The organism is Kitasatospora sp. NPDC086009 (assembly GCF_044540385.1).
Lineage (GTDB): Bacteria > Actinomycetota > Actinomycetes > Streptomycetales > Streptomycetaceae > Kitasatospora.
Genome location: NZ_JBITSA010000005.1, coordinates 169,844 through 188,741 on the forward strand (window position 1 = coordinate 169,844; position 18,898 = coordinate 188,741).

General features: G+C 75.2%; 17 protein-coding genes. 9 read left to right on the top strand and 8 right to left on the bottom strand.

Features of this window, described 5'->3' with window-relative positions:
* Positions 1 to 74 precede the first annotated feature (74 nt).
* Entirely contained in the window at positions 75 to 512 is a 438-nt protein-coding gene (paaI, locus tag ACIF6L_RS15245) for a hydroxyphenylacetyl-CoA thioesterase PaaI (protein ID WP_396487309.1), read from the bottom strand.
* Positions 513 to 768: 256 nt separating this feature from the next.
* Here paaI and ACIF6L_RS15250 point away from each other — a divergent pair, with 256 nt between their 5' ends.
* Positions 769 to 1,143, top strand: a complete 375-nt coding sequence (locus ACIF6L_RS15250) for a MauE/DoxX family redox-associated membrane protein (protein WP_359804847.1) — start codon at positions 769 to 771, stop codon at positions 1,141 to 1,143.
* Between the two features lie 200 nt (positions 1,144 to 1,343).
* On the top strand, positions 1,344 to 1,781 hold the full coding sequence (locus tag ACIF6L_RS15255) for a hypothetical protein (protein ID WP_396487311.1): 438 nt from the start codon (positions 1,344 to 1,346) through the stop codon (positions 1,779 to 1,781).
* A gap of 93 nt (positions 1,782 to 1,874) precedes the next feature.
* On the opposite strand, the gene ACIF6L_RS15260 is transcribed toward ACIF6L_RS15255, so the two are convergent.
* Positions 1,875 to 2,471, bottom strand: a complete 597-nt coding sequence (locus tag ACIF6L_RS15260) for a hypothetical protein (protein WP_396487313.1) — start codon at positions 2,469 to 2,471, stop codon at positions 1,875 to 1,877.
* A gap of 754 nt (positions 2,472 to 3,225) precedes the next feature.
* On the opposite strand from ACIF6L_RS15260, the gene ACIF6L_RS15265 reads away from it, so the two are divergent.
* The 3 genes from ACIF6L_RS15265 to ACIF6L_RS15275 all read left to right on the top strand — a co-directional run bounded on the left by ACIF6L_RS15265 (position 3,226) and on the right by ACIF6L_RS15275 (position 6,090).
* Entirely contained in the window at positions 3,226 to 3,966 is a 741-nt protein-coding gene (locus tag ACIF6L_RS15265) for a DUF4232 domain-containing protein (protein ID WP_396487315.1), read from the top strand.
* 129 nt (positions 3,967 to 4,095) lie between these two features.
* Positions 4,096 to 5,037 (top strand): MBL fold metallo-hydrolase, encoded by a 942-nt coding sequence (locus tag ACIF6L_RS15270; RefSeq protein ID WP_396487317.1) that lies wholly within the window; start codon positions 4,096 to 4,098, stop codon positions 5,035 to 5,037.
* 123 nt (positions 5,038 to 5,160) lie between these two features.
* Positions 5,161 to 6,090 (top strand): SecDF P1 head subdomain-containing protein, encoded by a 930-nt coding sequence (locus ACIF6L_RS15275; RefSeq protein WP_396487318.1) that lies wholly within the window; start codon positions 5,161 to 5,163, stop codon positions 6,088 to 6,090.
* A 158-nt stretch (positions 6,091 to 6,248) separates the two neighbouring features.
* Here the strand turns inward: ACIF6L_RS15275 and ACIF6L_RS15280 are convergent, their stop codons facing one another.
* Complete coding sequence (locus ACIF6L_RS15280) at positions 6,249 to 7,613, bottom strand: FAD-dependent oxidoreductase (protein WP_329491479.1); 1,365 nt, start codon at positions 7,611 to 7,613, stop codon at positions 6,249 to 6,251.
* Positions 7,614 to 8,311: 698 nt separating this feature from the next.
* Between ACIF6L_RS15280 and ACIF6L_RS15285 the strand changes: the two genes are divergently transcribed.
* Positions 8,312 to 10,681 carry a HelD family protein gene (locus tag ACIF6L_RS15285; protein ID WP_396487320.1) on the top strand — a complete coding sequence of 790 codons (2,370 nt, stop codon included), beginning with the start codon at positions 8,312 to 8,314 and terminating at the stop codon, positions 10,679 to 10,681.
* Between the two features lie 63 nt (positions 10,682 to 10,744).
* Here the strand turns inward: ACIF6L_RS15285 and ACIF6L_RS15290 are convergent, their stop codons facing one another.
* Positions 10,745 to 11,728 (bottom strand): aldo/keto reductase, encoded by a 984-nt coding sequence (locus tag ACIF6L_RS15290; RefSeq protein ID WP_396487321.1) that lies wholly within the window; start codon positions 11,726 to 11,728, stop codon positions 10,745 to 10,747.
* A gap of 142 nt (positions 11,729 to 11,870) precedes the next feature.
* Positions 11,871 to 12,806 carry an NADP-dependent oxidoreductase gene (locus ACIF6L_RS15295; protein ID WP_396487677.1) on the bottom strand — a complete coding sequence of 312 codons (936 nt, stop codon included), beginning with the start codon at positions 12,804 to 12,806 and terminating at the stop codon, positions 11,871 to 11,873.
* Positions 12,807 to 12,886: 80 nt separating this feature from the next.
* Here ACIF6L_RS15295 and ACIF6L_RS15300 point away from each other — a divergent pair, with 80 nt between their 5' ends.
* Entirely contained in the window at positions 12,887 to 13,843 is a 957-nt protein-coding gene (locus ACIF6L_RS15300; protein ID WP_329491476.1) for a helix-turn-helix domain-containing protein, read from the top strand.
* Here the strand turns inward: ACIF6L_RS15300 and ACIF6L_RS15305 are convergent.
* From ACIF6L_RS15305 to ACIF6L_RS15315, 3 genes are all read right to left on the bottom strand, one after another.
* Positions 13,819 to 14,109 (bottom strand): WhiB family transcriptional regulator, encoded by a 291-nt coding sequence (locus ACIF6L_RS15305; protein ID WP_329491475.1) that lies wholly within the window; start codon positions 14,107 to 14,109, stop codon positions 13,819 to 13,821. The genes ACIF6L_RS15300 and ACIF6L_RS15305 overlap by 25 nt on opposite strands.
* A gap of 112 nt (positions 14,110 to 14,221) precedes the next feature.
* The gene (locus ACIF6L_RS15310) at positions 14,222 to 14,593 is read right to left on the bottom strand and encodes a PRC-barrel domain containing protein (RefSeq protein ID WP_396487324.1); all 372 of its coding nucleotides are present in this window, start codon (positions 14,591 to 14,593) and stop codon (positions 14,222 to 14,224) included.
* 127 nt (positions 14,594 to 14,720) lie between these two features.
* The gene (locus tag ACIF6L_RS15315; RefSeq protein ID WP_396487326.1) at positions 14,721 to 16,373 is read right to left on the bottom strand and encodes an AMP-binding protein; all 1,653 of its coding nucleotides are present in this window, start codon (positions 16,371 to 16,373) and stop codon (positions 14,721 to 14,723) included.
* Positions 16,374 to 16,778: 405 nt separating this feature from the next.
* Between ACIF6L_RS15315 and ACIF6L_RS15320 the strand changes: the two genes are divergently transcribed.
* Positions 16,779 to 17,942, top strand: a complete 1,164-nt coding sequence (locus tag ACIF6L_RS15320; RefSeq protein ID WP_396487328.1) for a peptidoglycan recognition family protein — start codon at positions 16,779 to 16,781, stop codon at positions 17,940 to 17,942.
* A gap of 68 nt (positions 17,943 to 18,010) precedes the next feature.
* A complete protein-coding gene (locus ACIF6L_RS15325) occupies positions 18,011 to 18,898 on the top strand; it encodes an NAD-dependent protein deacetylase (RefSeq protein ID WP_396487330.1) in 888 nt (295 codons plus the stop codon).

An 18,898-nucleotide genomic window follows, 5' to 3' on the forward strand; every position in this document is an offset into this window, starting at 1 on the left:
CACAGGCGGCCCCAGGACTGAGCGCCGCGGGCGGGGCCGCCGGTCTGTCGCTGGTGGGCCGCCGGGCGGGCCGGTCAGCCCGCCGGTGGCCGACCGGCGATGACGACGCTCTGCCCGCGGAACTCCGCGACGACCTTGCCCGTCGCCTGCCGGACGGTCACGTCGTAGATCCCCTGCCGCCCGGCGCGGGCCCGCTCCACCGCCTCCGCGACCAGCTCGTCGCCGGCCTCGGCCGGGGCCAGGAAGGTCACCTGCGCGGCCTGGGCCACGGTCACCGGGCCGTGGCTGTTGCACGCGTAGGAGAACGCCGCGTCGGCAAACAGGAACAGGAAGCCGCCGTGCGCCGTCCCGTGGCCGTTCACCATGTCCGGGCCGACCCGCATGCGCATCAGCGCCCGTCCGGCGGACACCTCGGCGAGGGTGATGCCCAGTGCGTGGCAGGCCCGGTCCCGGGCGTACAGCGCGTCGATCGCCGACTCCCCGGCCGGGGCCGCTCCGGTGTCCGCGTCCACGACGTCCCGCCTTCCCCGAGGGCCCGGCAGGTGGCCGAACCAGCACCGCCCGTCATCCTGCGCTCCGGATTGAACCGAGCCACGGCACCGCCTGTCAATGACCCTCCTCGCGGACGGCGCGTGGCACACCGGCGGTCCCGGGGGCGCCTTCCCGCCAGGACGACGGGACGCTACTGTTCGGTAACCATGGCCGGGCGCGGCCCCCGGCACGCCCCGCCGGCCGCGCCCGGGGCACCACATCGTCCGAGGAGTGACCGTGAAGCGATCGAGACTCTCCACCCGGCTCCTGAGCGGTCTGCTGCTCGGCGCCGGGGTGCTGCACTTCGCCGCGCCCCGCCCGTTCGAGGCGATCGTGCCCAAGCGGCTCCCGGGCAGCCGGCGGGGCTGGACGTACGCGAGCGGCGTCGCCGAACTCGCCATCGGCGCGGCGGTCGCCGTACCGCGCACCCGGCGGGTCGGCGCCCTGGCCGCGGCGGGCCTCTTCGCCGCCGTGTTCCCGGCCAACGTGAAGATGGCCTACGACTGGCGGCACCGGCCGGCCCCGCTGCCGGCCCTCGCCGTGGCCCGGCTGCCGCTCCAGGTGCCGCTGATCCTGTGGGCCCTGCGGGTCGGCCGGCGACCGCGGGGCTGACCGGCCCCCGGCACCCCGGCCCACCGGGCCTGCTGCGCCCCCGGACCCCCGGACCCCCGCCGGGCCGGGACACGGGACGCCACCCGATCGACCGAGTCGGCGGCCGCCGTCCGGGTGGCGCGCGGCGGAAACGGTCCGCACACGCATCGCCCGCTCGTTCTGCCGTACATGCCCACACAGACCGATCCACCGGGGTCCCGGTGCGCCTGATCGGACGGACCGCTTCGGCGGTCCTGTCCCTGACGATCCTGGTCCTCCCGGCGGTGGCCGCCGGCGGCGACCGGCCGGCCGACGCGGACCCCGTGGCCCGGCCGCCCGAGAACGGCCGCACCGGCTGGGAGGTCGCGGCGGGCGCCGCCAACGTCCGCCGCGACCACTCGGTCAACGACACGGTGCTCGGCCTGACGCACTGCGGCGACCGGGTCGAGGTCCTGGACACCTGGACCTCCCCGCTCGGCACCCGCTGGGGCCAGGTCGCGGTCACCCGCACCGGGGTCACCGGCTGGGTGCTCTGGTCCCTGCTCACCCGCCACGAGCCGGCCGCCGCACCCGTCGCGGACTGCCCGCCCCGGGAGTGCCGGCGCGCCGCTCCCCCGTGCGCCGGCGGGTCGACCGAGATCGGGCCGGCCCCCCGCTGATTCCGCCGATCCCCCCGGGCCGACCCGGCCGGCCCAGAGCTCATCGGCCCAGAGCTCGTCGGCCCAGAGCTCGTCGGCCCAGAGCTCGTCGGTTCAGAGCTCGTCGGCCATCGAGGCACCCCCGAACAGGGCGAGCCCGGCCATCACGACCAGCAGGACGACGGCCACCGTGCGGTCCGCCGGATCGGGGCGCGGGCCGAGGCGGGGGTCGACGGTGCCTCGCGGGTCCACGGTCAACTGGAGCCGGTCACCGAGCGCGACGCGCCTGCCCCCGGTCCCGATGCCGGTGACCTCGGTCCCGTCCGCCAGCCGGACGTCGACCCCGGTCACGGACGGCCCCTGACCGGCCATCGGGTCCGAGCCGACGACCGTCCGGACCACTTCGGCCTCGGAGGTGACCCCCCGGTCGTGCAGCAGCTGCTGCTCCTGCATCCCGAACCCGCAGACGAGGAGGCCGATCCAGGAGGCCAGCACGCCGAACAGGGCGGCCGCCGTCCGCTCCGCGTTCCCCTTGGCCAACCGGACCACGGCGGCCACGCAGCCCAGCACGACCGCCGCGAAGCAGCCCGCGGCCACCAGCGCCGGGCCGTGGTCCCGCAGTTCGAGGATCCCCCAGGCGCTCAGCACCGCGGGCACCAGCCAGCAGACCCCCGACACCACCACGAACGACGCCCCCGCCGCACCCCGCATGGACTCACCCCCGGGATCCCCTACCCGGCGAGGAGCGCGGCGACGCCCGCCGCGCCGGCGCACCTCGCCGACCGTCCTGGCGCCCTTCCCTGGGCGCAAGGTCGAGGGCGTGGAGTGCCTGCCCGACACCAGCGACACCGTGCTCGGCACCGACGACGGGAACCTCGGCGGCCACCTCCGCACCCTCCCGCTCCGCACCCCCTAACCGCGACTCCCCACCGCACCCCACGGCTCCACCGGTCGCGGCCGAGCCTCGCCCCTTCGGCCGCGCCCCGCCGGGCCGGTCAGCGGCGGCCGAACAGCTTGCCCAGCCAGCCTCCGGCGGCCCGGCCGCCGTCCTTCCCGCATGCGCAGCGGTCGGCCCGGGGTACCCCGGCCAGCACCTGGTCCACGTGCATGCCGCACCCGGCGTAGCCCGGCTTTCCACAGGACCGACAGACGACGCGTCGACACATGGCGCCCTCCTTCTTCTTCGGGGCGGCCCGACCGGCCGCCCTCCCGAATATACCCGAGGGGGTATTTCTCCCGGCCGGCGCCGATCCTCCTCCTCCCCCGCCCGAGCCGCTCCGCCCGACCCGGCCGTTCCGCGCGGCCGTTCCAGGCCGCCGCGTTCGCGCAGGTCAGAGGCCGAAGAACGTTCCAGCGTCCCGAATCAGCGGCAGGCCCTGGCGGCGGGAACGGCCCCCGGGCCAAGGTCGAGCCCAGACCCGGCAGACCGGGTTCCGCACCGCACCACAGACACCGGGGGCCTCCCATGCGCACCACTCACCGCCGACGCACCACCGCCCTGGCCGCGACGGGCGCCGCCGCGCTCGCCCTCGTCCTCACCGCCTGCGGCGGGAATCCCGCGGACAGCGGGACCGCCGCCGCACCGGCGCCCACGACGGCCGCGCAGTCCACGCCCGCCGCCACCGGGGCCACCCCCACCTCCGCCGGCACCGCTGCCGGCACCGCGCCGAACACCGCCGCCCCCTCCGGCGCCAAGACCGGCACCGGTGCCGGTGCCGGGACGAGCACCCCCTCCACGCGGCCGACCGGTGCCACGCAGGCACCCGCCGATCCGGCGGCGGCGTCCGCGCCGCTCTGCGCCGTCAAGGATGTCGCCATCAGCGCCGCCCTCCAGGACGGCCCGCCCTACACGCACCTCGTCCTGACCGCGAAGAACACCTCCGGCCACAGCTGCCGGCTCAGCGAGTACCCCCGGATCCGGTTCCTGGAGAGCCACCGCGAGAACGTGCCCGCCGTGGCCAAGAGCAGGCCCGCCGCGCCCGTCGTCCTCACCGCCGGCGCCCCGGCCTACGCCCTCGTGAAGCTGTCCGACGGCGGCGTGCACGAGAACAACGAGCCGGTGACCGCCTTCTCCGTCGCCCTCGACGGCGGCAGCGGCCCGGCCACCGTCAAGGCCCCCGGCAACGGCGGCATCGCCGTCGACCCGGCGGCCTGGGCCACCGGCTACTGGACGTACGAGCTGCGCAACGGCGCCGACGATTTCTGACCGGGCCCGCCCGGCTCCCGGGGCCGGGGGCGACTGCTAGGTTCGCGAGGGCGGCTCCCGGTCGAGCCGACGCCGGACGGGGGCGGGTGGCGCACCCGGCCGGTGCGAACGACACCGACGGGAGACCGCATGACCTCCGGCCCGCACCCGACCGCCTGCACGGACCCGGCCGGCCCCCCGGCCCCGGTCCGCTCTCCGGCCCCGATCGACTTCTCGAACCTGGCCGAGCACGCCGCCGGGCGCTCCCTGGACGTGCGCTGGATCCACGGCTCGGAGTCGGCGAAGCACAACACCGACCCGGAGCTCCAGGTCCACCACTACGACGAGCACACCGTGATCCTCCGGCAGAACATGGCCGTGAACTACGAGGCGCCGTTCCTCTTCCTGCTCTTCGGCAGCGAGCGGGCGGTACTGATCGACACCGGCGCCACCGCGTCCCCCGAGCTCTTCCCGCTCCGCCGCGTGGTCGACGAGCTGGTCGCGCGGTGGCTCGCCCGCCACCCCCGCACCGGCTACCGGCTGCTCGTCCTGCACAGTCACGGCCACGGCGACCACGTCGCGGGGGACGCGCAGTTCGCCGACCGGCCCGACACCGTCGTGGTGGACGCGGCCGCCGACACCGTCCGGGCGTTCCTCGGGCTGGGCGACGATCCCGACCTCCCGGCCCGGCTCGACCTCGGCGGGCGGACGCTGACCTGTCTGACCAGTCCCGGCCACCACGAGGCCGCCATCACCTACTACGACCCGTTCACCGGCTTCCTGCTCACCGGTGACACCGTCTACCCGGGGCGGCTCTACATCGCCGACTGGGACGCCTACGTCGCGACGATCGACCGGCTGATCGCCTTCGCCGCCGACCACCCGGTCAGCCACGTGCTCGGCTGCCACATCGAGATGACCGACCGGCCGGGGGTGGACTACCCGATCCGGTACACCTACCAACCCGACGAGCCCCCGCTGCAGATGACGGTCGCCCAGCTCCACGACATCCGGCGCGCCCTGGATGAGGCGGCCGCCCGCCCCGGCCGGCACGCCTTCGACGACTTCGTGCTCTCCTACCGCACGGGCTGACCGGGGCCGACCGGGGTCCCGGAGGTCCGGCGCGACCAGCGGTCGGGCACGGCGGAGCGGAACGCCTTTTGCCCGCCCGGCCGTTCGCCCCCGGCGCGTCGGCCGTGCTGGCAGACTGACGCCATGGCAACCACCTCCGCGACGGTCCGGCACCGCTCCCGCGCGTTCCTCTCGGCGGCCGCGCTCCTGCTCGCCGGGGCGGCCGTCACCGCGTGTTCCTCCGGCGGCGACTCCCGGCCCGGTCCGCCGCCCGCCCCGTCGACCGCCACACCCACCGGCCGGACCGTCGCCGTCTACACCCCCGACCACCCGTTGGACGAGGGGCAGCTGAAGCAGGCGGCCGAACTGCTGCGCAAGCGCGCCGAGGCGCGCGGCCTGCCGGACGCCCGGGTCGAGCCGGCGGCCGCCGCGCTGCGGCTCTCGGTCGCCGGACAGGTCGCCGGGGACCGCCTCGCGGCGCTCGGCCGCCGGGCCGCGCTGGACTTCCGCCCGGTCCTGGCCGTGGCGGCGGGCGCTGCTACGACTCCCGGCGCGGCGGAGGTCGCCCCGACCGGCACGGTGCCGCCCGAACTCGCCGCCGGGTTCGCCGCGCTGAGCTGCGGCGCACCGGCCGCCGCCCTCCCCGCCGCCGTCGATCCGGGCACCACCGTGGCGATCTGCGGCACCGCCACCAAGGCGGCCCCGGTGGTGATGAAGTACGCGCTGGCCCCGGCCGCCCTCCAGGGCAGCGACGTCGCGAAGGCCTCGGCAGTGCTCGACAGCCAGACCGTGGGCCGCTGGCAGGTCCAGGTGGACTTCACCCCGCAGGGCGGCACCGCCTTCGCCGCCCTCACCGGCAGGATCGCCCCGCAGCCGGAGCCCGCCAACCAGATGGCCGTCACGGTGGACGGCACGGTCCTCTCGGCCCCCTACGTCGCCGAGGCGATCACCGGCGGATCGGCCGTGATCAGCGGCACCTTCACCGAGGACGAGGCCAAGGACCTGGCCGCCGCCCTCACCGCCGGCAGCCTGCCCGCCCATTTCACGGCCGCGCTCTCCACCCCGACCGGCTGACCCGGATGCCGGGTCCCGCCGCCCGGTCCGAAGGTCGACGCTTGCGCGGCGCCGCACCCGCCCGCGGTCCCGCCGCCGTCGAGTCCGGCGGTCCGCCGGGGCCAGGAACATGTGCGCCGGGGCCGGCACCCCCGGGCATGCCGGCCCCGGGCGGGGCGTCAGGCGCCGCTGTGGCGGAGCATCTCCTCGCGGTCGACGACCTTGACGCGGTCGCGGCCCTCGGCCGCGCCGAGGGCGCGCTCGTGCGCGTCGAGCTCCTTCCAGCCGTCCCAGGTGGTGAAGCGGACGCCCTGGCCGCGCAGGTGGGCCACCACCGCGTCGGGCTCGGGCGCGACGGCGCCGGGGAGGCGGCCGGCGGCGTGGTCGGCCAGCAGGCAGGCGACGGTCTCGTTGGCGTCGCCCTTGGTGTGGCCGATCAGACCGACGGGGCCGCGCTTGATCCAGCCGGTCACGTAGGTGGCGGCGAGGTGGGAGCCGTCGGCGGTCAGGACGCGGCCGGCCTCGTTGGGGACGGTGCCGCTGATCGGGTCGAAGGGCACCTTCGGCAGCTCGTCGGAGTAGTAGCCGATGGCGCGGTAGACGGCCTGGACGTCCCAGTCGGTGAACCGGCCGGTGCCCCGGACGTTGCCGGTGCCGTCGAGTTCGGTGCGCTCGGTGCGCAGGCCGCTCACCCGGCCGTCCTCGCCGATCACCTCGACGGGCGACTCGAAGAAGTGCAGGTGGACGCGGTGCGGGCGGTCGCCGACGTCGCGGATGGCCCAGTTCTCGATGGTGGAGGCGACCATGTCGGCGTGCTTGCTGGCGCGACGCTCGGCGATCGAGCCGTCGTCGTACTCGATGTCCTCGGGGTCCACGACGACCTCGATGGTCGGGGAGTGGTCGAGCTCCCGCAGCTCCATGGGGCTGAACTTGGCCTGGGCCGGGCCGCGTCGGCCGAAGACGTGCACCTCCAGCGCCTGGTTGGCCGTCAGGCCGGCGTGGACGTTCGGCGGGATCTCGGTGGAGAGCAGTTCGTCGGCGGTCTTGGCGAGGATGCGGGCCACGTCGAGCGCCACGTTGCCCGCGCCGAGCACGGCGACCTTGCGGGCCTCCAGCGGCCACGTCCGGGGGACGTCGGGGTGCCCGTCGTACCAGGAGACGAAGTCGGCGGCGCCGTAGGAGCCGTCCAGGCCGACGCCGGGGATGTCGAGTGCCCGGTCGGCCGTCGCACCGGTGGCGAAGACCGCCGCGTCGTAGAAGCGGTGCAGGTCGTCCAGGGTGAGGTCGTTCGGGTAGTCGACGTTGCCGAACAGGCGTATGCCGGGCTTCTCCAGGACCTGGTGCAGCGCGGTGACGATGCCCTTGATCCGGGGGTGGTCGGGGGCGACGCCGTAGCGGATCAGGCCGAACGGCGCGGGCATCCGCTCGAACAGGTCGATGGAGACGCCCGGGGCCTGGGCGGCGTCGGACTTGAGCAGGGCGTCTGCGGCGTAGATGCCGGCGGGGCCGGCTCCGACGATCGCGATGCGGATCGGGCGGGACATGGCGGGCGTTCCTCCGGACGGGCGAGCGGCAGACGGACGTTCGTAGCAAACCTCTGCAGTCTGCACTGGCGTAGGGGGTCCGGAGCTATGACCTCATAGAGCCAACCTATGGGCGGGGCGCGGAGGCCTCTGGTACCGGGCTCCGCCGCACCGGCGGCATCCCGGGGCCGCCCGCGGTGCCCGGCGGCAGGCCGGGGCCGCCCACCCGCGCCGCGGAGTGTGAGAGGCTCCGGGGACTCCGGCATGCCCCCGGCCGACCCGTCCGAACGGGCGCGGCACCGGCGCGGCGGCAACGGACGGCACGGACGGACGCGGGCTCACCGCGCTTCGTACGGGGGTGTCCGACCACTGCGGACGATGAACGGGAAGGAGGTCGACCCACTCCTTTCCACTCCCAACTTATAGCGCACCGGGGGGCTTGCGGCAAGGCCCCCGTCGTACCGCAAAATTGTCCGCCGAGGCCGGGACCTGCGGATATGGAGGCGCAGCGGCCCGGGTTCGCGCCCCCGCGGCGCTCGGCGGCACCGGCTTCCGGGTCCGCCGTTTCCCAAGATCATTATCCTGAGTGTCCCCGTCCCGGGCCGCCGGCCGAGCGCAGGCCCCGGCCCCGGGCCTTCCCGTGTCGCACACGGCGGTCCTCGCACCGCCACCCTCGGTCGCCCGGTCGGTCGAGGACCCCTGAGTCAATGGAGCTGGCCATGGTCCCCACGTCGTCGTCCTCGTCCGAACGTCCCGCCGGTGTCGATGCCGGAGCCGGGACCGGGGCGGGCCCGGGCGCCGCCCTGCCCTCCGACGACTGGCGGGCCCGGGAGCTGCGGGCGGAGAACGCCTACGTCGGCCGGCTCTACGACCGGCTGGAGAGCCGGCGCGAACTCGCGACGGCCCGGCTGCGCGCGGTCCACCGCCAGGAGCAGGGCGGCACGCTCCAGTCCCGCCTGGAGCGCGACACCATGGAGCTCCACCACACCCGCCGACTGGCGGAGCTGTACGCCGCGGAGTACGGGCTCTGCTTCGGCCGGCTCGACACCGCCGACGGCGAGCGGCAGTACATCGGCCGGATCGCCCTCGCGGACGACGACCACGAGCCGCTGCTCACCGACTGGCGGGCGTCGGCCGCGGAGCCGTTCTACCGCGCGACGCCGGCCGCGCCCGGCGGGGTGACGGGGCGACGGCACCTGCGGACCAAGGGGCGGACCGTCGTCGACTTCGACGACGACGCCTTCGCCATGGGCGCCCTGGAGGGCCGGGACGGCTCCGGCCTCAGCGGGGAGAGCGCCCTGCTCGCCTCGCTGACCGCGGCCCGGACCGGCCGGATGGGGGACATCGTCTCGACCATCCAGGCCGAGCAGGACCGGGTGATCCGCTCCGAGCTGAGCGGCGTGCTGGTCGTCCAGGGCGGCCCGGGCACCGGCAAGACCGTGGTCGCCCTGCACCGCGCCGCGTACCTCCTCTACACCCACCGCGACCGCCTGGCCAAGCGCGGTGTGCTGGTCATCGGGCCGAACAGGACGTTCCTGCGCTACATCGACCAGGTGCTCCCCGCGCTCGGCGAGAGCGAGGTCGTGCTGAGCAGCATCGGCGCCCTCTACCCGGGCGTGACCGGGACGGACACCGAGACGCCGGAGGCCGCCGCCGTGAAGGGCGACGCCCGGATGGCGCGGGTGCTCGCCACCGCGCTGGAGGGCCTGCGGCAGCTCCCGGAGGAAGAGGAGCCCTGGACCATCACCGTCGGCCGCAGCTCGCCGCACCAGGAGGAGCTCGTGATCGGCCGGGCGCTCTGCGAGCGGGCGCACGCCGCCGCGCACCGGACCGGCGAGCCCCACAACGCGGCCCGGGCCGCCCTGGTGGAGCGGCTCTCCTCCGAGCTGGCCCTGCGGATCGCCAGGGACCGGGGCGGTGAGATGGCGCTGGACGACGTGGTGGACCTCGCCGACGCGCTCGTCGTCGAGCGCGACTTCCAGGCCCTGGCCGAGAAGCTGTGGCCGCGGCTCGGTCCGGAGCAACTGCTCACCGCGCTGTTCGCCTCCCCGCAGCTGCTCGCGGACGCCATGCCGGACTTCTCCGAGGCCGAGCGCGCCGCCCTGCTGCGCGAGCGGCCCGGTCCGGACGAGTCGGCCGCTCCCTGGACCACCGACGACGTGCCGCTGCTCGACGAGGCCGCCGAACTCCTCGGCCCGCTGCCGGGCAGCGCCGTCACCCGCCGGGCCGACGCCGCCGCCGAGGCCGAGCGGCTGGAGTTCGCCAAGGTCGTCCTGGAGGACTTCGGCGCGGGGCTGGCCGAGATCGACGCGGAGCTGCTGACGCGCCAGTACCAGGGCGAGGGCGAGTTCCGGCCGCTCTCCGAGCGCGCGGCCGAGGACCGGACCTGGGGCTTCGGGCACATCATCGTGGACGAGGCGCAGGAGCTCTCCCCGATGGCCTGGCGGCTGCTGACCCGCCGCTGCCCCGGCCGGTCCATGACGATCGTGGGCGACCTGGCCCAGACCGGCGCCCCGGCCGGGCTGAACTCCTGGGGCGAGGCGCTCGACGAGTACACCGCCGGGCGCTGGCGCACGGTGGAACTCACCATCAACTACCGGACCCCGGCCGAGATCATGCGGGTCACCGAGGGCGTCCTGCGGGCGGTCGACCCGGCGCTCACCGCCCCGACCGCGGTGCGCGCCGGCGGGACCGTTCCGTGGAGCCTGCGGATCCCCGAGGAGAACCGGGGCGCGGCCCTGCGCGCCGTCGTCGAGCGGGAGATCGCGGAGCTGGACGGCCGCCGGATGGCGATCCTGCACGCCCCCGGCTTCCCGGTCGAGCTGGTCGACGAGCTGGCCGGGCTGGCCGGTGTGGCGCGTGCCGACGGCCCGGCGTCGCTGGACTCGCCGGTCGTCCTGATGACGGCGGCGCAGTCCAAGGGGCTGGAGTTCGACGCCGTCCTCGTCGTGGAGCCCGACGAGATCCTCGCGGCGCACTCCCGCGGCGGGAACGACCTCTATGTCGCCCTCACCCGCGCGACGAAGAGCCTCGGGGTCGTGCACAGTCGGGACCTGCCGGCGATGCTGGAGGGCCTGGAGGCCCGCTGAGGCGCGGCTCCCGCGCAGGCGTGTGCCGCCCGGTCGGGTGGCACACGCCTCACCGGCGGGAGGTCACCAGCGCTCGTGGACCTGGGCGCGGATCCGGCGGTCGTAGAGGTCCCGGACGGCGGCGAGGGTCGCCCCGGGCAGCGGCGGGAGGTCGGCCGCGGCGGCGTTCGCCCGGGCCTGCTCGGGGTTGCGCGCACCGGGGATCACCGCCGTGACGCCCGGCTGCTGGATGATCCAGCGCAGTGCGGTCTGCGCCGGGGTCGCCTCCCCGGGCGCGAGTGCGGCGAACTCCGCCGCCGCCTCGACGCCGGTCGCGAAGTCGACGCCGGAGAAGGTCTCTCCCTGGTCGAAGGCCTCGCCGTGCCGGTTGTAGGTGCGGTGGTCGTCCGCGGCGAACGCGGTCCGCGCGGTGTAGCGGCCGGAGAGCAGCCCCGAGGCGAGCGGCACGCGGGCCAGGATGCCCACCCCGGCGGCCGCGGCGGCGGGCAGGACCAGCTCCAGCGGCTTCAGCCGGAAGGCGTTCAGGATGATCTGGACGCTCGCGGCACCGGGCCGGGCGATCGCGGTCAGGGCCTGCGCGCAGGTCTCCACGCTGACGCCGTAGGCGGCGATCCGCTCCTCGGCGACCAGGGTGTCCAGGGCGTCGTACACCTCGTCGTCGGAGTAGACCGGCGTCGGCGGGCAGTGCAGCTGCACCAGGTCGAGCCGGTCCACGCCCAGGTTGGAGCGGGAACGGTCGGACCAGGCACGGAAGTTGGCGAGGTTGTAGTGCTCCGGGCGCTGCTCGGCCCGGCGGCCGAACTTGGTGGCGACGAAGACCCCGGCGTCCGGGCGGCCCTTCAGGTAGCGGCCGATCAGCTGCTCGCTGCGGCCGTCGCCGTAGACGTCGGCGGTGTCGAAGAGGGTGACGCCGGCCTCGACGGAGGTGTCCAGGACGTCGAGCGCGTCCTCCTCGCGGACGTCCCCCCAGTCCGCGCCGAGCTGCCAGGTACCGAGTCCCACGACGGAGACGGGTCGGCCGGTGCGGCCGAGTACACGCTGTTCCATGGGGCGAGCCTCTCACAGGGGCGCCTCACCGGCGGCGAGGCGGCGCGATGGCCGCCCGCCCGGCCCGCCCCGACACGTCGGGGCGGGCCGGGCGGCGGTGCGTACGGCCGGCGGTGCGTACGGGCGGCGGTGCGTACGGGCGCTACTCGCCGACGGTCAGCACGACCTTCCCGGTGACCCGGCCGGTGTCACCCAGGTCGTGCCCCTTGGCGGCGTCGGCGAGCGGGAAGACGGCCTCCACGACGGCCCGCAGCTCACCCGCCTCGACCAGCCCGGCGATCGCCCGCATACCGGCCTGGTCGGCCTCGACCAGCAGCGGGACGGCCTCGACGCCCCGGGCCGCGGCCAGCTCGGCGAGGTCGGCGGGCAGCGCTCCGAGCGCGATGCTGATCAGCCGGCCGCCCGGCTTCAGGGTGTCCAGCGAGCGGATCGCGGTGTCGCCGCCGATGGTGTCCAGGACGAGGTCGACCGGGGCGATCCGGGTGAAGTCCTCCGTGCGGTAGTCGATCAGCTCGTCGGCGCCCAGTTCGCGCAGCAGCGCGTGCTTGGGGGCGCTGGCCGTGCCGATCACGTACGCGCCGCGGGTCTTGGCGATCTGCACGGCGAGGTGGCCGACGCCGCCCGCCGCCGCGTGGATCAGGACGCGCTCGCCGGGCCGGACGCCCGCCGCGTCGACCAGCACCTGCCAGGCGGTCAGCGCCGCCAGCGGGATCGCGCCCGCCTGGACGTGGTCGACCCCGGCCGGCTTGCGGACCAGCGCGCGGGCCGGGGCCACCGCGTACTCGGCGAACGCGCCGACGCCGTAGGGGTAGGGCAGCATCCCGAAGACCTCGTCGCCGGGGCGGTGGATCGTCACGCCCGGGCCGACCGCCTCGACGACGCCGGAGACGTCCCAGCCGAGGACCAGCGGGAGGCGGTCGAGGAAACCGGGGTTCTGGCGGTGCTTCCAGTCGGTGGGGTTCATGCCCGCGGCCCGGACGCGGACGAGGACCTCCGACGGACCGGGCTCCGGGCGCTCGGTCTCGACCTCGCGCAGGACGTCACTGCCGCCGTAGGTGTACTGGGTGATGGCTTTCATGGTGCTCATGCATCCAGGATGCTCCGGCCCCGACCAGCGCGGATAGCGGCCCGAAGGTCATGCTGTGCAAGAATTGGGCCATGCACCGCATCGTCGTCCTGGCCCTGGACGGAGTCATCCCGTTCGAGCTGAGCCTCGCCTCCCGGCTCTTCGGAGCCGCCACGGACACCGAGGGCCGGCCCCTCTACGAGGTGGTCACCTGCTCGCTCGACGGCCGGCCCGTCCGTACCTCCGCCGACTTCTCCATCAGCGTCGAACACGACCGCAGCGCGCTCGCCGGCGCCGACACGCTGGTGATCCCGGCCTCCGAGGAGTTCGCCGGCATCGTCGACCGGGACTCCCTGCCGCCGCGCGTCGCCGAGGCACTGGCGCTGCTGCGCCCCGACGCACGGATCGCCGGGATCTGCATCGCCACCTTCGTGCTCGCCGCGGCCGGTCTGCTCGACGGCCGGGCCGCCGCCACCCACTGGCGGCACGCCGACCGGTTCCGGCGGTTCTACCCGGAGGTCGACCTCGCCCCCGACGTCCTGTTCGTCGACACCGGGCGGATCCTCACCTCGGCCGGCGCCGCGGCCGGCATCGACCTGATCCTGCACCTGATCCGCTCCGACCACGGGAGCGCCGTCGCCAATCTGGTCGCCCGGTGCTGCGTCGTCCCGCCGCAGCGCGAGGGGGGCCAGGCCCAGTACGTGCAACGGCCGGTCCCGGAGAGCACGGACGCCGGGACGTCCGCAACCCGGGCGTGGGCCCTCGACCGGCTGCACGAGCCGCTCCAGCTGACCGACCTCGCCGGCCACGCGGGCATGAGCCGGCGCACCTTCACCCGGCGCTTCCGGGCCGAGGTCGGGCTGAGCCCAGGCCAGTGGCTCACCCAGCAGCGCGTCGACCTGGCCAGGCACCTGCTGGAGAGCAGCGACCTACCGGTCAACCGGATCGCCGAGCGGGTGGGCTTCGGCACCGGCGCGTCCCTGCGCCAGCACCTGCACTCCGCGATCGGCGTGCCGCCGGGCGCCTACCGGCGCACCTTCCGGGCCTGACGCCTCAGGCGCAGGCGATCGCCCTCGCCGAGGCCGCCCCAGACCCCGTACCGCTCGTGCGCCTCCAGGGCGTAGCGCAGGCACTCGCGCCGTACGGGGCAGCCGGCGCAGACCTCCTTCGCGGCGCTCTCACGCGAGTCGTGGGCCTCGCCGCGTTCGCCGACCGGGTGGAAGAAGAGACCGCTGTCGGCGGACCGGCAGGCACCGTGCCGCTGCCAGTCCCACCGGTGGTCGAGGGCCCCGGGCAGATGTGCGATGTTCGTCATGGCGCTGACTCCGTCCCTTCGGAGTGTTGTCGGGTGGTGTCGGGTGGTACCGAGACGTGTCGTGCGGTTCGTCCGGGATGGCGACGGGTGGGCGTGCGGCGCGGTGGAGCGCTCAGTACCGCCCGCCGTAGTACGGGCCGTAGTAGGCGCCGAAGGTCTCCAGGTAGGCGATGTCCTCGTCGTACCCGATCGGCTCGAACGTCGGGCCGTTCTTGATCTCGTCCTTCGTCCGGTCGACGTAGACCTTCTTCTCGTCCTGCTCGACGCGCAGCACCGTGCCCGCCGGCAGCAGGACCTGGCGGCCGAAGATCCACGGGCCGGTGTCGACGACGAGGTACTGCGAGCCGGCCTCCGGCGAGTGCCGGTCGACCTTGCCGATCGGCCCGTCGGTCGCCTCCACGTGAAAGCCGAGCAGATCGCCGTCGGCGACGTGGCCGGAGGTCGACCGGAACGCCCAGATGTCGATGTCGCTCGTGTCGCTCATGCCGGATTCCTTCCGCTCGGTGCCGCCCGGACCGTCCCGGGCGGCGCGTCCTCGCACCCCGGCTGCCCCGGACGCGCCGCTCCACACCCTTGGGGCGGACATCCGTCCGATCCGGGCCGAGGGTCCGTCAGGCGTGCCCCTCGGCGGCCGCCGCGGCGAGGTTCAGCAGGGCGACGGCCTGCTCGCGCATCTCGACCTTCCGGATCTTTCCGGTGACGGTCATCGGGAACTCGTCGACGAGGTGCACGAAGCGCGGGATCTTGTAGTGCGCGATCCGGCCGGCGCAGAAGGCGCGCAGCCCCTCGGCGGTCAGCTCGGGGGCGCCGGGGCGCAGCCGGATCCAGGCCATCAGCTCCTCCCCGTACGTGGCGTCGGGGACGCCGATGACCTGGGCGTCCAGGACGTCCGGGTGGGTGTGCAGGAACTCCTCGACCTCCCGCGGGTAGATGTTCTCGCCGCCGCGGATGACCATGTCCTTGATCCGCCCGGTGATGGTGAGGTAGCCCTCCTCGTCCATCACCGCGAGGTCGCCGCTGTGCATCCAGCCGTCGGCGTCCAGGACTTCGGCGGTCCGGTCGGGCTGCTCCCAGTAGCCGATCATCACCGAGTAGCCGCGGGTGCACAGTTCGCCGGGGGTGCCGCGGGGCACGGTGCGGCCGGTCCGCGGGTCGACGACCTTCACCTCGAGGTGCGGGCCGACCCGTCCGACGGTGGAGACCCGGCGCTCCAGCGGGTCCTCCGTCCGGGTCTGGACGGACACCGGGGAGGTCTCGGTCATGCCGTAGCAGATCGACACGTCGCGCATGCCCATCCGCTCGACGACCTGCTTCATCACCTCGGTGGGGCACGGCGACCCGGCCATGATCCCGGTGCGCAGGCTGGAGAGGTCGTGCTCGGCGAAGGACGGGTCGTTGAGTTCGGCGATGAACATGGTCGGGACGCCGTAGAGCGAGGTGCAGCGCTCGGCGGCCACCGCGCGCAGGGTGGTCGCGGGCTCGAACCCGGCGGCCGGGATCACCACGCAGGCGCCGTGCGAGAGCGCGGCGAGGTTTCCCATCACCATCCCGAAGCAGTGGTAGAACGGCACCGGTACGCAGATCCGGTCGTGTTCCGAGTAACCGCACAACTCGCCCACGAAGAAGCCGTTGTTGAGGATGTTGCGGTGCGACAGGGTCGCGCCCTTCGGGAAGCCCGTGGTGCCCGAGGTGTACTGGATGTTGATCGGGTCGTCCGGGCCCAGCGCCGCGGCGGCGGCGTGCAGCGGGCCGCGGTCGGCGTGCTCGGCCCGGGCGAGCAGGTCGCTCCAGGCCGGCGAGCCGATCAGCAGGACGTCCTTCAGCGCGGGGCAGCGCGGGGCGGTCTCGGCCAGCATGGCCGCGTAGTCGGAGGTCTTGAAGGCGGCCGCGGCCACGATCGTGCGGATGCCCGACTGCCGTAGGACGTACTCCAGTTCGTGCGCCCGGTAGCCGGGGTTGACGGTCACCAGGACGGCGCCGATCCGCGCGGTGGCGTACTGGGTGAACACCCACTCCGCGCAGTTCGGCGCCCAGATCCCGACCCGGTCGCCCCGGCCGACGCCGAGCGTCAGCAGCCCCAGCGCGACCCGGTCCACCTCCTCGGCCAGCTCCCGGTACGTCCACCGACGGCCGGACGGCAGGTCGACCAGGGCCTCCCGGCCGGGAAAGGCGCGGACCGCGCGGTCGAGGCTCGCGCCGATGGTGTCGTCCAGCAGGGGCGTGGCCGAGGTGCCGACGGCGGAACTGGGGGACGGGTTGGTCATGCGCTGACTCTCCTGGACTCGCCCGGACGAATGGCGACCGAGTCTATGCAAGGCCGCGTCCGGCGTCATCGCGCCTTCCCGCCCGTGACGGTGACGGGACGTCACCCGTGCGGCCCGTCGGAGGGGACCTCATGACAGGCCGGTTCGACGCCGCGGTCGAGAGGGCCGGGGCCGCCTCGACGGCACGGGGAGCGGGCCGGGGATCGGCGGTCGGCGCGGCTGCCCCCGGCCGCCGATCCCCGGTCCGACCTGCACTTTCGGGCAAAGATCACCCCGGATCGTCAGGATGGACACGGTCAATTGTGTACATTCGGCATTGACTGAACTTCTGTCAGCGGGGGGCGCTGCATCCGGGGCCGATCCTCGGGCCCTCCGTTCCCGCACACGCCCGAGACAGGACCGCCCATGCCCCACCCGAAGCCCGCCGTCACCCGGCGCACCCTCGTCACGGCGATCGGTGCCACCGCCGCCGCGCTCGCCGTCACCCCCGCCGCGTCGGCCGCCGCCGGCAGCGGCACCGGCGCCGGCAACGCCGCGGGCACCGGCGCGGGTGGGGCCCAGCCGCTCGCTGCCCGGACGGCCCGCGTCCCCGAGACCCGGGCGCTGTCCGCGGTGGGCCGCGAGGCCACCACCGTGCGGGCGGACTTCCCGATCCGCTACGTCGGCGTCAGCTGGGACGGCCCCGCCCGCGGCGCCGCCATCCGGCTGCACCGCGACGACGCGACCCGCGGGGCGTGGCAGCCGCTGCCCGCCGGCTGCGCGGGCGGCCCGGACGGCGCCGACCGCACGGTCGGGACCGCCACCGCGCTGATCGCCGCCGACGGCGCGCCCGGCTACGACCTGCGCCTGCCCGACGGGGCCGCCAACGTCCGCTCCGCCGCCATCGACACCGTGCACGGCCCGGCCCGCACGGTCTCGCTCGCCCCGACGACGCCCGTCACCTTCTGCGGGGTCGAGTACCTCTCCCGCGCGGCCTGGGGCGCCGACGAGTCCAAGCGCTTCAAGAACGGCGTGGAGAACTCCCCCGCGAAGTACTACCCGCTGCAGACCCTGACGGTGCACCACACCGACACCGCCAACGCCGACCCGGACCCGGCGGCCACCGTGCGGGCGATCTACGAGTACCACGCGATCACCAACGACTGGGGCGACATCGGCTACCACTTCCTGATCGACGAGGCCGGACGGATCTACGAGGGCCGCTGGTCGGGCGACGACGGCATCCCGGCGCACGACGCGGCCGGGAACGCCGTGACGGCCTTCCACACCGCCGGCTTCAACTCGGGCAACATCGGCATCGCCCTGCTGGGCACCCTCAGCAGCCAGGCGCCGACCGCCCCCGCCCGCACGTCGCTGACCGCGCTGCTCGCCGTGCTGACCCGCGCGCACAACCTGGACCCCCAGGCGCACGTCACCTTCGTGAACCCGGTCAACGGCGTGACCAAGCCGGTCGAGATGATCAGCGGCCACCGCGACTGGCTGGCCACCGACTGCCCCGGCGGCACGATGTACGCGGACCTGCCGGCGCTGCGCGCCGACGTGGCGGCCGTCCCCACCCCCGGGCACTGACCCGGCCGGCCGGGGCGGTGCGGTGGTGTCCCCCCGCACCGCACCGGCCGCGTCGCTAGGCTGTGGGCATGCCCCTGGATCCGCTGCCCGAGCCGCCGGCGGTCGGCGCGGCCGACCCGACGGACGACGCCCTGGGCGAGGTCGCCCGGCTACTGGCCGGCCGGAGCGTGGCGGTGCTGACCGGCGCGGGGCTGTCCACCGAGTCGGGCATCCCCGACTACCGGGGCCCCACCGGTAGCCTGCGCCGCCGGACGCCGATGACCTACCAGGAGTTCGTCGGGAGTCCCGAGGCCCGGCGCCGCTACTGGGCGCGCAGCCACGCCGGGTGGCGCTCGATCGCCGGGGCCCGCCCCAACGCCGGGCACCTGGCCGTCGAGGAGCTGCGCCGCCGCGGCCTGGTGTCGGCGGTGATCACCCAGAACGTGGACGGCCTGCACCGGGCGGCCGGCACCGTGGACGCGGTGGAACTGCACGGCGGGCTCGACCGGGTGGTCTGCCTCGGCTGCGGGCGGGGCAGCGCACGGGAGGACCTCGACCGGCGCCTGCGCGCCCTGAACGGCGCCTTCCCGGAGGACGGCGCCCTGCGCAACGCCGACGGGGACGTCGAGCTGCCCGACGCCCTGGTGGCGTCCTTCCGGGTGGTGGCCTGCGGGGCGTGCGGCGGGATCCTCAAGCCCGATGTGGTCTTCTTCGGCGAGAGCGTGCCCACGCCGCGCGTCCGGCACTGTTTCGACCTGGTCGACGGGGCGCGCGGGCTGCTCGTCCTCGGCTCGTCGCTGGCGGTCATGTCCGGCCTGCGCTTCGTGCGGCACGCCGCCCGGGCCGGGAAGCCCGTCGCGATCGTGAACCAGGGCCCGACGCGCGGCGACGACCGCGCCGACGTCCTGGTCGACCTCCCGCTCGGACCGGCCCTGACGGCGCTGACCGAGCGGCTCGCCGCCGCGCCGCCGGCCTGA